13 protein-coding genes and 1 tRNA gene are annotated in these 13,142 nt (G+C 60.4%); 5 read left to right on the top strand and 9 right to left on the bottom strand.

The features are described from left to right. Positions 1–103: 103 nt before the first annotated feature. From nusG to AB0P14_RS13800, 3 genes are all read right to left on the bottom strand, one after another. Positions 104–913, bottom strand: a complete 810-nt coding sequence (gene nusG / locus AB0P14_RS13810; protein ID WP_363843267.1) for a transcription termination/antitermination protein NusG — start codon at positions 911–913, stop codon at positions 104–106. Positions 914–1,001: 88 nt separating this feature from the next. After that, positions 1,002–1,292 (bottom strand): preprotein translocase subunit SecE, encoded by a 291-nt coding sequence (gene secE / locus AB0P14_RS13805; protein ID WP_363843264.1) that lies wholly within the window; start codon positions 1,290–1,292, stop codon positions 1,002–1,004. A gap of 116 nt (positions 1,293–1,408) precedes the next feature. Continuing rightward, positions 1,409–1,481, bottom strand: a tRNA-Trp gene (locus tag AB0P14_RS13800). Positions 1,482–1,734: 253 nt separating this feature from the next. Here AB0P14_RS13800 and AB0P14_RS13795 point away from each other — a divergent pair. Beyond that, positions 1,735–2,967, top strand: coding sequence for a pyridoxal phosphate-dependent aminotransferase (locus AB0P14_RS13795; RefSeq protein WP_363843261.1), 1,233 nt, complete (start codon positions 1,735–1,737; stop codon positions 2,965–2,967). Positions 2,968–3,124: 157 nt separating this feature from the next. On the opposite strand, the gene AB0P14_RS13790 is transcribed toward AB0P14_RS13795, so the two are convergent. Together AB0P14_RS13790 and AB0P14_RS13785 are read right to left on the bottom strand one after the other, a co-directional pair. Next, positions 3,125–3,781: a response regulator transcription factor gene (locus AB0P14_RS13790; RefSeq protein WP_363843258.1), complete on the bottom strand. Its 657-nt coding sequence runs from the start codon at positions 3,779–3,781 to the stop codon at positions 3,125–3,127. Further along, positions 3,778–5,052 (bottom strand): PspC domain-containing protein, encoded by a 1,275-nt coding sequence (locus AB0P14_RS13785; RefSeq protein WP_363843255.1) that lies wholly within the window; start codon positions 5,050–5,052, stop codon positions 3,778–3,780. Before AB0P14_RS13785 ends, AB0P14_RS13790 begins: the two co-directional genes overlap by 4 nt. Before the next feature lie 114 nt (positions 5,053–5,166). Here AB0P14_RS13785 and AB0P14_RS13780 point away from each other — a divergent pair, with 114 nt between their 5' ends. The 4 genes from AB0P14_RS13780 (at position 5,167) to AB0P14_RS13765 (ending at position 8,911) form a co-directional block, all read left to right on the top strand. Then, positions 5,167–6,570 (top strand): PspC domain-containing protein, encoded by a 1,404-nt coding sequence (locus tag AB0P14_RS13780; protein WP_363843252.1) that lies wholly within the window; start codon positions 5,167–5,169, stop codon positions 6,568–6,570. Between the two features lie 89 nt (positions 6,571–6,659). Further along, a complete protein-coding gene (locus AB0P14_RS13775) occupies positions 6,660–6,947 on the top strand; it encodes a hypothetical protein (protein ID WP_363843249.1) in 288 nt (95 codons plus the stop codon). 149 nt (positions 6,948–7,096) lie between these two features. Then, a complete protein-coding gene (locus AB0P14_RS13770; protein WP_363843246.1) occupies positions 7,097–8,122 on the top strand; it encodes a 6-phosphofructokinase in 1,026 nt (341 codons plus the stop codon). A gap of 57 nt (positions 8,123–8,179) precedes the next feature. Further along, a complete protein-coding gene (locus AB0P14_RS13765) occupies positions 8,180–8,911 on the top strand; it encodes a GNAT family N-acetyltransferase (protein WP_363843243.1) in 732 nt (243 codons plus the stop codon). Here the strand turns inward: AB0P14_RS13765 and AB0P14_RS13760 are convergent. The 4 genes from AB0P14_RS13760 to AB0P14_RS13745 form a co-directional block, all read right to left on the bottom strand. Next, complete coding sequence (locus AB0P14_RS13760; protein ID WP_363843240.1) at positions 8,850–10,355, bottom strand: DHA2 family efflux MFS transporter permease subunit; 1,506 nt, start codon at positions 10,353–10,355, stop codon at positions 8,850–8,852. The genes AB0P14_RS13765 and AB0P14_RS13760 overlap by 62 nt on opposite strands. Before the next feature lie 41 nt (positions 10,356–10,396). Then, on the bottom strand, positions 10,397–10,960 hold the full coding sequence (locus AB0P14_RS13755) for a PadR family transcriptional regulator (RefSeq protein ID WP_363843237.1): 564 nt from the start codon (positions 10,958–10,960) through the stop codon (positions 10,397–10,399). Between the two features lie 112 nt (positions 10,961–11,072). Further along, a complete protein-coding gene (locus AB0P14_RS13750) occupies positions 11,073–12,170 on the bottom strand; it encodes a glycine cleavage T C-terminal barrel domain-containing protein (RefSeq protein ID WP_363843234.1) in 1,098 nt (365 codons plus the stop codon). 137 nt (positions 12,171–12,307) lie between these two features. Further along, positions 12,308–12,916, bottom strand: a complete 609-nt coding sequence (locus tag AB0P14_RS13745; protein WP_363843231.1) for an FABP family protein — start codon at positions 12,914–12,916, stop codon at positions 12,308–12,310. Positions 12,917–13,142 lie beyond the last annotated feature (226 nt).

Below are 13,142 nucleotides of genomic sequence, written 5' to 3'. Positions count from 1 at the left end.
GCCTGGGACGACGGAGCGCGTTCCAGGTGGGTGGTCAGATGGCGTCCGACCGAACGTTTCACGGGAGCAAAGCTCACCCTCGCGAAACGAAATTTTGGGGCAACTAGATCTTGGTGACCTGGTTGAATGCGAGGGTGACGGGGGTTTCACGCTCGAAGATGGAAACCAGCACAACGAGCTGTGCAGCTTCAGGCTTGATCTCGGAGATCGACGCGGACAGGCCTTCGAACGGACCATCCTTGACGATGACTGCTTCGCCAACTTCGAAGTCGATCTCGGCGTCGACCGGATCGTGACGCAGCGGAACGCCGCTCTCTTCAGCCTGCTGCTCCTCGAAGATCGGGGCGAGCATGGAGAAGACTTCGTCCAGACGCAGCGGAACAGGGTTGTGGGCGTTACCTACGAATCCGGTGACGCCAGGGGTATGACGAACAACGCCCCATGACGCGTCGGTCAGGTCCATGCGGACAAGCACGTAACCGGGGATGCGGACGCGGTTGACAACCTTGCGCTGTGCATTCTTGATCTCCACGACTTCTTCCATGGGGACCTGAATTTCGAAGATGTAATCTTCCATGTTCAGCGACAGGCTGCGCGACTCCAAGTTAACCTTGACGCGGTTTTCGTAGCCGGCGTAGGAGTGAATGACGTACCAGTCACCCTCCTGGCGGCGCAGCTTAGCCTTGAACTCCTCAGCAGGATCAACCTCGGGCTCGGCGTCGGCGGCCGGCTCATCGGTTGCTGCTTCTGCCTCAGCAGTTGTTGCGTCAGTTTCTGCGTCAACTTCTGCCTCAGCAGTTTCCGCGTCAGTTTCTGCGTCAACAGCATCAAGGTCGGCATTGATGGCAGCATCAGCAACCACAGTGTCCTGGTCCTGCTCACTGTATGTTGCCTCGGGCTCCAGCTCAGACACGAATTTCCTGCTTTCCTTGTGCGTTTCTTAAATGGCTCAAACCGACCCTTGCCGATATGTTTCAGCGGGGCCGGCCAAGTTGAGCGTCTTACTGCTCGATGTTTACGTTTCCACCGAAGATCCACAGCACAGCCTGGCCGAAGCCCAGATCAAGGACGGTAACAATACCCATCACGATGACAACGAATACCAGTACAACGGCGGTCATGTTCATCAACTCTTTGCGAGTGGGTGTGACAACCTTCTTCAACTCGCCGATGACTTGGCGGAGGAAGAGTGCGATCCCGGCGAAAAAACCGGGCTTGCCGGGCTTTGAAGCCTTCTTGGCAGGTCCCTTGGAGCTGCTTGCCGCAGTTTCGGTCACCAGTGCCTCACTCATCATTCGTTGGGAACTCGCAAATCCGTGGATTCGGACCGTGCGATATACCTAATATTCGCTTGGATGTGGAGTTGATTCTGCGAACTAGCCCCAGAAATATGCGCCACTTCCATGCGCAGGGCAGACAGGACTCGAACCTGCAACCTGCGGTTTTGGAGACCGCTGCGCTACCAATTGCGCCACTACCCTTTGATGTTCGTCCGCACAGCCCGTCGTGGCGCCGCTGGTCAAAAATCCATTCAGTGCTGAATGCCATGAATAACTTACAGTCTTGCGGCCGTCTTTCAAAACCGGCCACAAGGCGTGAAACATCATGGAGTCGAACACCGATTACCTATTCTACGCATTCTTAACGCCCTACGTCGAACTGGCGACGCCTTGCGCCTAAAGTAGTCAATGACGAAGTTTGTATTTTGGGCCTCCCACCGAAGAAAGAATGCTGATGTCTGCCGAATTGAGTGTTGACCACGCCTCCACGCGACGTGTTTCCGCAAGGATCGCCGCGATTGCCGAATCCGCAACCCTGGCCGTTGATGCCAAAGCAAAGGCCCTGAAGGCTGCCGGGCGCCCCGTTATTGGCTTTGGCGCCGGAGAGCCTGACTTCCCCACCCCGGACTACATTGTGGAGGCAGCCGTTGCTGCCGCCCGCCAACCTAAATTCCACCGCTATTCACCAGCCGCTGGGCTTCCTGAACTGCGCAGCGCCATTGCTGAGAAGACTATGCGCGACTCAGGCTATGCCGTGGATCCGGCCCAGGTACTGGTAACCAACGGTGGCAAGCAAGCCGTATACGAATCCTTCGCCACACTCCTTGACCCGGGCGATGAAGTCATCATTCCCACCCCGTTCTGGACCACCTACCCTGAAGCGATCCGTTTGGCCGGCGGCGTCCCCGTTGAGGTCTTTGCCGGACCCGAGCAGGGCTACCTGGTCACCGTGGAGCAGCTCGAGGCAGCCTTGACACCCCGCACCAAGGTGCTGCTGTTCGTCTCTCCATCCAACCCGACAGGTGCCGTCTACTCCCCCGAGCAGACCCGCGAGATCGGCCTGTGGGCTGCATCCAAGGGCCTCTGGGTCATCACGGATGAAATCTACGAACACCTGACCTACGACGGCGTTCCCTTCACTTCCATTGCGACCGCAGCACCGGAGCTGGGCGACCGCGTGGTGATCCTCAATGGTGTAGCCAAGACCTATGCCATGACCGGGTGGCGTGTGGGCTGGATGATCGCCCCGCTGGATGTCACCAAGGCCGCCACCAATATGCAATCCCACGCAACCTCCAACGTGGCCAATGTCTCCCAGATGGCCGCTCTGGCTGCAGTGTCTGGACCGTTGACGGCAGTGGATGAGATGAAGGTAGCCTTCGACCGTCGCCGCAAGGCCATGGTTGCCGCGTTGAACTCCATTGACGGCATTGAGTGCCCCACTCCACACGGCGCCTTCTACGCTTATGCCGACGTCCGCGGTTTGTTGGGCCGTGACATTGGCGGAATCCGCCCCGCCACGTCAGCTGAGCTGGCTGCCCTCATCCTGGACAAGGTGGAAGTTGCCGTTGTGCCGGGCGAGGCCTTTGGTCCGAGCGGCTACATTCGCCTGTCCTACGCGCTCGGTGACGACGATTTGGCTACCGGCGTGGGCCGTTTGCAGGAATTCCTGGGCTCCGCGAAGTAATCCGCCCAAGCTTTGACCTTGTGCGCACAACTCGACTCGGGTTGTGCGCATAAGTGTTTATGCGCGCAACCCGAGCTAAGTGCAACGCATAAGAGCGGTCGAATTACCTTATGCGCACTACTCTCGACGGAGTTCAGCGCATAACCTCAGAAATCCCTTAGAGCAGTCGTCTGTCCACGGCCCAGCGGGTCAGTTCATGGCGTGAGGAGAGCTGGAGTTTGCGCAGCACGGCGGAAACGTGGGACTCCACGGTTTTGATGGAAATAAACAGCGCTTTGGCGACCTCCTTGTAGGAGTAGCCGCGGGCGATCAGTCGCATGACTTCCAGCTCGCGTGCCGAGAGCTTGTCCAGCTCGTCTTCTACGGCGACTTCGGCCGTGCCAAAAGCATCCAACACGAACCCGGCCAGCCGCGGGGAAAATACCGCGTCGCCTCCAGCCACGCGCCGGACAGCGTCGGAAATTTCGGCACCGGAAATTGATTTCGTCACGTAGCCGCGAGCGCCGGCCCGGATCACTGAGACCACGTCTTCGGCAGAGTCCGAAACACTCAGCGCTAAGAATTTGGTGCTGGCCAGCAACGCGGCACAGCCAGCGATGACTTCGCGTCCGCCCTGTCCCCGCCCGCCCGGCAGGTGCACGTCCAACAGCACCACGTCCGGTTGGTGAGCTGTCACGGCGGCAATGGCTTGTTCAACCGTGGCGGCCTCAGCCAAGACCAGAAGGTCATCAGCCAGATCGGCCTTGAGCCCGGACCGGAAGATGGCGTGATCGTCCACAATCACAACTCTGATGGGTGTTACCGCACTCGTCATTTGTTTTCCTCAGTGGCAGGGGTTTCTTTGGGCAAGTGCAACCGCACTTCGGTACCATCCGCAGAACTAATGATCTCAGCCGTGCCACCATTGCGTTGCATGCGGCCGACGACGGACTCCCGGACCCCCAGCCTGTCAACCGCCACGGCGTCGACATCAAAGCCTGGCCCGCGGTCCTTCACAAAGACGTCTACTCCCTTTGCGCCGGCCTCAACGTAAACCGAAACGGTGGTGCCGCCGTGCCGGGCAGCATTGAGCACAGCTTCCCGGACGGCCTGTACCAGGGCATTGCCTCGTTCGCTCAAGTCCGCATCGCCCACCACGACAACTTCCACGGCCTGCCCGCTAAGGTCCTCAACCTCAGCACAGACGGCCTTGACGCGTTCTACTAACGCACCGGAATCATGGGCAGCGTCCTGATAGATCCATTCCCGGAGTTCACGTTCTTGAGCACGGGCCAGCCGGGTGACATCGGCTGAGGAATTGGCGCTCTTTTGAATCAAGGCCAGAGTTTGCAGCACCGAGTCGTGCAGGTGGGCTGCAATCTCGGCCCGCTCCGTTGCGCGAACGCGCCCAGCCCGCTCCTCCTGGAATTCGCGCCAAAACTTCAAGGCCCACGGGGCTAGCACAAGTGCCACTCCGGCAAGAACTGCGAGGGAGGCCACCACCGAAGCCCACACCAGGGCCCAGGACCCCGAACCGGTAACAATGACAATGACCCCGGCAATGACCAAGGCGAGGCCGCCACCGAGTCTCAGCAGAGCCATGGGCGTATTCATTTTGGCGGCGCTGAGCAGCCCCACCCGGCGGGTGTTATCTAGCTGCATCCACGTCAAAACGGCGCCGAGAACAATGATGAACAGCGGCAGTAACGTCCCCAGCTGCAGGTTCCAGGCGCTGGGTGAACCGAATATAACCCCGGCAGCGATAACCAGTGCTCCTCCGATGAGGATTTCACGGGAGCCCAGGGAGAGCTTTTGACGCTGCGGGTTGGCATTGATCTCTGCGGGAGCATCGTTTGCAGGCCGGAAGAGTTTCAGACGGGGGTTCCCATCGGCGTCGAGCAGGTTCCTGCCTGCGTCAGCTGACTCGCCTTCCATCGGAACTAAGAGCCACAGCCATGCGTAGAACACTATCCCTGCGCCAAAGAAGAAACTTGTGCCGATCATGACGGCGCGCACCACGGAAACACTCATGCCGAGGTGTTTGGCCAATCCGCCGCAAACCCCTGCGAGCCTGCGCTGCTGGGAACGGAACATCTTTGGGGTCATGGTTCAATCCAAGCACGCCCGGGACCTCCCGCAGTGTGTTCTGCGGGGTTGTTCAGGGTTCTTTCAGGGTCACCCCCAATGGTGAACAGCCAAACCAGCGGACACCATTGAAGTATGAATACCTCACATGACCTCCCTGAGCAGCCAGCAGACCCCACCCCAGACCCAGCGCCATCCCCGGAAACAGACCCGTCTCCCACGCCGCAATCAGGGGCACCGGAGTCCGCACCCAACGAACCTCTGCACGAGAACCGCCACGATTCAGCAAAGTTCTTCCTGTGGATCCGCGGCTTAGGCGTGCAGCGTGGCAGCAACCGCTGGGTAGGCGGCGTCTGCAGCGGCCTGGCCAATAAGTGGGGCATCGATCCAGTAATTGTGCGCGGCCTTGCCGTGGTCCTCACCCTGTTCTTCGGTATCGGCGTTCTGGCCTATGGCGTTGCCTGGGCGCTCCTACCCGAGCCTGATGGCCGAATTCACACCGAGCAGATGCTGCGCGGCCACTGGTCCACCGGTATGACAGGCGCAGGCCTGTTGACCTTGGTGGGACTCATCAGCCCCGGGCAAGGTTTCATCTTCGGCGACCACAACGGCTGGTTCCCCTGGCCGCTGTTCTGGATTGCCGCCGTCGTGGGTGTCATTTACTGGGCGGTGAACCAGAACAAGACGAAGAGTTCGGTTCCTGCCCCTGACTGGCAAAAGCCTATGGACACGGCCCAGCCGCACCAGAGTGCCCCCTATTTCGCCACCCCGGCAGCCGGGAGCACCGCACCCGGAGCGGCGCCCGCTTTCGCCGGCCACTACTCGGCCCAGCACTCCTATCCGGCACAGCAGTTCACACCCCAACCGCAGATGTACGTCAAGCATCCTGTGAAAACCAAGCCACGGCTCGGTGCCGCAGCAAGCCTATTGGCCCTGGGTTTGGCAATTATGGTTGGCGCAATCGTCATGATTCTGGAAGCTACCAACGTCATTGATCTTGGCGGCTATGCTGTGGCGACGGCGGCCGCAGCGGCTGCCATCACCGCGGGTATCGCCATTGTGTGTGCCGGCATTCTGGGCCGAGCTGCTGGCGGTGTGGGCACGTTCGCGATCATCATGCTGGTGCTTGCTGGCCTACTGAGCCTGCCGCCGTACACCGGCCAAGGTTCCGCGTTCACCACCACTCTCTGGGCACCCACCACCATTGCCTCTGCCGAATCTGGGCGAACCTTGGTTATGGGCAACGCAACGCTTGACCTCACAAAGCTCGACGACGCGTCCCCCCTCACTGCCGACGTCAAGATTCCGGTGGATCTAGCCGCCGCCCAAATGACCATCAAGGTACCCACCAGCATCCCCGTTCAGATCAACAGCGATCTGGTGGCCTCCTCATGGACGCTTGATGATCAGGACTCCTCCGACACCTTCGTGAATGAGGCCAGCACCGATCTCAACCCTGAGGCCACCGGTTACGGACTCATCATCACTGTCCAGGGCGCCGCCTCTAACGTCACCGTTGTCCGAGTGGCAGGCCAGTGATGTCCAGCCAGCCAGAACCCCGCCCCCTGCCGCACGTTCCTGACGCGCACGCCATTCCCCCTCATCCCACTGTTCCCACGGAGAAGATCATGTCTAACCCCACCGAACCCATCCCCACCGAGCCTTTCCCCAACAGCCATCCAGGAATGCCCGACGTCCTCAAGCACCTCGAGTCAGAAGGCCAGACGGTGCGTGTGGGCACCATCGTTTGGGGCGCCGTGGTCATTGCCCTGGGTATTCTGGTCATTCTCATCAGACAAGCCGGGCTCCAACTCGATGCAGGCGAGACTGCCATGTGGCTGCTGTTCGGGGCGGGTCTGGCCATGGTGGCCGGCGGCACCGTGAACCTGCTGCGCAAAAAACAGACTGAGCGCTGAAGCTCCGCTGGTGGCAGTCGGCATGGGGAAGTCCACGGATCGGGCTCGAAGTTGCCGAGATCACACGAACGTCTAGAATGTTCTAGAGAGGAGCTCAATGGTGCGCTCACACCCCCATTGAATCCATCCCCTTGAAGGACTTTAAGCACATGAAGATTGGAATTCTCACCAGCGGCGGAGACTGCCCCGGGTTGAACGCAGTGATCCGCGGAATCGTCCTCAAGGGCATCAAGTCCTACGGCCACGAATTTGTTGGTTTCCGTGACGGCTGGCGCGGCGTAGTTGAGGGCGATGTCATGGACCTCCCCCGTCAGATGGTCCGCGGAATCTCCAAGCAGGGCGGCACCATCTTGGGTACCTCCCGCACCAACCCGTTTGAAGGCAATGGTGGTCCCGATGTCATCAAGGCCAATATGGAACGACTCGGCGTCGACGCCCTCATCGCCATCGGCGGCGAAGGCACCTTGGCGGCAGCCCGCCGACTGACCGATGCAGGCCTAAAAATTGTTGGTGTCCCCAAGACCGTCGATAACGATCTTGACGCTACCGATTACACCTTCGGCTTTGACACGGCCGTTCAGATCGCCACCGAAGCTATCGACCGCCTGCGCACCACGGGCGAATCCCACCACCGCTGCATGATTGCAGAAGTCATGGGCCGCCACGTCGGCTGGATCGCCTTGCATGCAGGCATGGCCACCGGAGCACACGCTGTGTTGATTCCTGAGCAGAAGACCAGCATGGACCAGATTGTTGAATGGGTGAACGAGGCTCACGATCGCGGCCGTGCTCCGCTGATTGTGGTGGCTGAAGGATTCGTCCCCGACCATCAGGACTCGGCGCACTCCGAGCGGGGCCTTGACACCTTTGGCCGTCCCCGCCTGGGTGGTATTAGCGAGCAGCTTGCTCCCGAGATCGAAGCGCGCACGGGCATTGAAACCCGCGCCACCATTCTGGGCCATATCCAGCGCGGCGGCGTCCCCTCCAGCTTCGACCGCGTCCTGGCCACGCGCTTGGGCATGGCAGCCGTTGATTCCGTGGTGGAAGAGCGCTGGGGCACCATGGTTGCACTCAAGGGCACGGAGATTGAGCACGTCCCCTTCGAGGCGGCTCTGGGCAACCTCAAGACTGTTCCGCAGCACCGCTACGACGAGGCAGCCATCCTGTTCGGCTAAGCCTTGAAGCGAAAACGCCCCGCAGCATTTATTGCTGCGGGGCGTTAGCGTTAAAGCATGACCTTCGATCTGAACTCCGCACCCATTGTTTTTCTGGCCTGGGAACGGGGCCTGGATCTCCCGGAGGATTCCTTGCTTTCGGAGCTCCGCAACGGCCGGCACTCCCACCCTGTGGAATCGAATGAGCTGACGTTCCTGAGATTGTGGGACCAGTCCATCCTCACCGGCCCGCCCCATTTGCTGGCCGCAGCCCAGAAGTACGACGACGATGAACTCAGCGACCACTCCACCATGCTGCGCCTGACCAAGCTCGACGGCGGGCGGGGACTGGGCACGCAGGCCCTGTACTACGCCGATGATCTTGAACTCCACCAACCCGAGCACACCGTGCATGTTTCCACGGGTGATGCCGAGGCTGCCGCACTCGAGTCGCTGTGCCCGCCGGATGATGTCAACGACGTCGACCTGACCCGCAGGCAACACAAGTTCACGGTGATGGATTCTGGAGAGCCCGACGCCGGACCCCTCGCCTGCAGCGCCTACGCCGAGTACCAAGGGCTGCTGGCCCAGCTTGGCACCCTCGTGGCACCGGACTCCCGGCGCCAGGGCCTGGGCCGTTTGGCCACCAGCATCGCAGCCCATGAGGCCCTGGCCGCCGGACTTATTGTTCAGTGGCGGGCTGATATTAACAACGCCGCCGCCCACCGGCTGGCGGTTTCCGCGGGGTTTAGTGTGGCCGGACTGCTGACCCGGATTTCTCTGCAGAACCGTCAAACCCGGCATAAATAGCTGATACTTCGCGGGGCTTGGCGAAGAAGACTGCCACGGCAGCGCCCAGCAGCACCGCGGCGGCCGGCAGCAGCGTTGATTGGGCCATGGCCGCGGAGAACCCGGCATGCAGGAACTCGGGCAGCTGCCCGGAAACGCCTGTGGCACTGCCAGCCTCTCCCGCCGGCATTTCGGCAGCAAGCCGCGCGGCGATCAAGGCTGCAATCGCGGCACTGCCCAGGACCGAACCAATTTGGCGTGTCGTGTTGTACACGCCAGCCCCGGCGCCAGCCTCGCGTGGCCCAAGGTTGCGGGTGGCCGTCGTCGAAAGTGGCGCCCAAATCCCGGCACTGGCAATACCAAGGAGCCCGCTGGGAAGAAGGAACAGCCAAATGGCGGTGTCCGGACCCATGAGTGACGCCGTCCAAGCCAGCGAAATCGACATGAGCACAAACCCCGTCGTTGCCACGTAGCGCGGGTTGACGGCGTCGACCAGCTTGCCCACAAACGGCGCCAAGACGCCCGAGAACAAGGCCATGGGGACCATCATGAGTGCTGATTGCGTCGGAGTCATGCCGCGCACCAGCTGATAATAGAAGAACAGCGGCAGGCTCATGGCGGTGACGCTGAAGCCCATGGTGGTGATGGCGATGTTGGCCAGGGAAAAGTTGCGGACCTTGAACAGGTGCAGCGGCACTAGCGGCTCGCCCTTGTTGATGGCCTGCCACCAGACAAAGGCGACGAGGAAGACGATGCCGGCGATGATCATGGCCCATACGCTGATGGGCCCGGCGATGGTGCCCCAGTCGTAAGTGGCACCTTCCTGGATCCCAAAGACCAGCAGGAACAGGCCCACGGAACTGAGCGCGACACCCAGCAGATCGAATTTGTGGTCGTGCGTCTTCAGCGTCGGGACCAGCCGCCATGCCAGAACAAAGGCAATGACGCCCACGGGCACGTTGACAAAGAAGATCCATTCCCAGCCCAGGCCGTCGACCAGGACGCCGCCCAGGATGGGACCAACGAGCATGGCAACACCGGCAGTGGCACCCCACAGCCCCATGGCGGGGCCGCGCTTGTCAGGGGCGAAAATACGGGTGATGATCGCCATGGTTTGCGGCGTCATCATGGCGGCACCCAGGCCCTGGACCACGCGGGCAAGAATCAAGGTGCCTATATCACCGGAGAACCCGCACCACAGTGACGCCAGGGTGAACACGACCAAGCCAACCAGGTAAAGGTTTTTGGGGCCGTACTTATCCCCCAACCGCCCGGTGACCAGCAGCGGCACGGCGTAGGCCAGCAGGTAGGCGCTCGTGACCCAGATGACCGAGTTGATGTCTGTGTGGAGCCCCTCCATGATCTTGGGATTGGCCACCGAAACAATGGTCGAATCCACAAGGATCATGAAGAACCCCAGAACAAGTGCCCATAATGCGGGCCACGGTTTTGCCACGGTTTCCATGGGTGTTCCTTAAATCTAGAAGAATTTCAGTTGAGGTACGTTCACCAGGGCAGTGTTCCGTCAGAAATATCTGAGCAGAGCTCGCGGAGCCACTTAATTTCGGCCTTCAGCATGGCCTGTTGGTAATGAAGATCAATCAAAAAACGTGGCTCCACATCTTTCGCCAATGCGTCTCCGACGCCGGTCTCCATGGCAGTCACTTCCTCAGTCAAAGCGGCTAGGCGTTGCGTTAGGAGATCAGTCACGACGTCGGCGGGCAGGTTGTGTGCCTCGTCCAAGGCCTGCGGGAAACACGGATACTCATTGATCGGAGTAGCCAGGAATTCTTTGACACGCTCTTCCAAGGCCACCTTGCCCGCTGGCAAAATAGCGTACGTGGTCCTCTCGGGCCTATTGCCGTCCCGTTCGGTCCCGATAGACTCCACCAGTTCCGCAGCAGCCAAGCGGCCCACTGCGTGATAGAGCGTGCCCGGACGGACCTTTACTATCCTGTCCTCACGGCGCTGCATCAGGACTTGATACATCTCATAAGGGTGCATGGGGCGCTCAACGAGTAGGCCCAGAGCGGACATGCCCAGCGGTGTCAGTTGTGTAGCCTTTGCCATTGGCCTTCTCTTTCACTATTCCGCATGAATTATTCCACGTGGAATAACCTGACACAAGTCTCCCTGTCGCCATAACGACAGGGGCCTTAGTGGTCTTGTGTTGCCGGATATATCAGCGCGGAGCCCGCAGGAAGCCGGTTTGACGGCCTACGACTTGACCGGCATCCGTAGCAACTATGAGCTCCTGGTTGGCCGGGTACTGTTCGCCGTCGTCGTTGACGATCAGCACGGCATCAGGATCCACTGAACGCTTGATAAGAGCCAAGGCAATGGGCCCCATTTCGTAGTGCTGGGCCGATGATGTCACAGTGCCCACCACGCGCTCATCGAGGAGCACTTCACTTCCCACGGCAGGGAGAGTGTGCAGGGACCCATCCAGTTGCAAGAAGACCAAACGGCGCGGAGGTCTGCCCAGGTTGTGCACGCGCGCGATGGTTTCCTGGCCCTTGTAGCAACCCTTGTTCAGGTGTACTGCGGTACGCATCAGGTCCAACTCGTGCGGAATGGTTTTCTCATCCGTCTCAGCGCCTCGGCGCGGACGCCATGCGGCCAGCCGCAGGGCTTCTGCCGCCCACACTCCTGCCAAGGGGCGTTGGCCCACCGTCTCCACCAAAGCTGGTGCCGGGATCAGATACTCAAACCAGGGGCGCTCCAGTCCGGGATGCTCCGCATCGGGCACGGCCGCATAGCTGTATCCTCCGGCAGAAACATGAGGCCAGGGATCTTCCCACGCGGTGAAATCCGACCACTCGGGAACTGCCACAACTGATCCCAGCACAGCCCAGTCAGCGGAGACGTCTGTGATTTCTACGCGGAGCATGAACTTCATCGAGTTCAGCCACTGGGCCAGCGGGGCGGCTTCCTCGGTCTCCACGATCAGCCAGGTGGTTTCGCCGTCATCGACCACGCGGGCGTCGTACTCGACACGTCCTTGTACTGTCAGCAACAACAATTCGGTGCCAACGTTGGGGGCAAGTCTTGTCATTTCCTGAGAGGAAAGAGTGTTGAGCCAGCTAAGTCGGTCCGGTCCACTGACCGTCACCACGCCACGGTGGGAAAGATCTACGACGGCGGTGGGAGCCTTCCCCAGATACCCAGCCAAGAGGCGCTGCTCGCGGTTGGGGTCTCCATAGTGGGAGGCAACACCGGCATCTAGGCCACCTGCTGCCACAGCGCCGGAACGGTTCAACAAAGGACTCAAATAGCTCATAACCGGTGCAACGCCTTCTCTAGGGAGCCTATTCCACCCAGCGACAACTGCCGACACAAATCCCTCCAGAAGGAGGGCGCCAACAGCGGCCGGTGAGTGGGTACGCCGTCGAACTTAAGATCAGGTGTGAGCCAGAATCAGGCCTGAGTGGGAACCTTGTGCAAGGCCGCCGACGCGTGCGCGGCCAGCGACTTGCCCTGGGCAGCCACATCCCAGCGCCAGTACAGTCCGCCATTGACAAGGCCAAAAATACGGGTGGCGGCGGTGTAACTCTTGGCACCCGCGCCGCGCATCACGGCGTCGGTGGAGAGCTGGATCTGCGGGCCCTTGATGGTTCCGTAGTACAGCTCCGAGATGCCGCCGGGGTGAACAATGGTGGCCATGATGTCGAAGCCACCGTCAGCATTGCGAAGGGATTCGACGTCGTCAGCTGTGCGCAGAGCCGGGACAATGTCGGCCGGGATCAGACCAGGGCCGCCATCGGCGTCATTGAGGGTGCGGTCGAGCTGCCAGAAGCCAGATTCAACGGAGAGGGGTCGCAAAATAGTGCCGTGCTCATCCGTCAGCCATGACTCGGCCAAGTACTGTAGATACGGCAGCCCGTTGGAGCTGAAGGTCACGGTTTGGGTGAAGTGCTCTGAGTCTTCTTCACCGGCGCCAAGGCGTCCGGCGCCCTTCCACGTGCCCAGCAGCCAAGAAAGTGGCACTAGTTCCGGAGTGAGATCCGTTGGGATTTCAATAGCCATGGCGGATTACTGCTGGCCCCTGAACAGGCGCCACACCACCAGACCGGCAAACCAAGCCATGGCCACGCCGGCCAACGCTAACAGGCAAATAAAGAAAATTTCCAAGGCAAGTACGCTCATGATGCCATCCTACAATGTTCTTCGCGGTTCTTCTCACGGTGCCGTCACAGCACCGCCCGAGGCCTTCTTATCGAGCACAAAACCCTTGAGTAGCGCGCCAAGGACA

It is taken from the genome of Specibacter sp. NPDC078709 (assembly GCF_040686795.1).
Taxonomy (GTDB): Bacteria; Actinomycetota; Actinomycetes; order Actinomycetales; family Micrococcaceae; genus Specibacter.
Note: the sequence above shows the minus strand (reverse complement) of the source record. Positions and strands in the feature narration are given on the sequence as shown.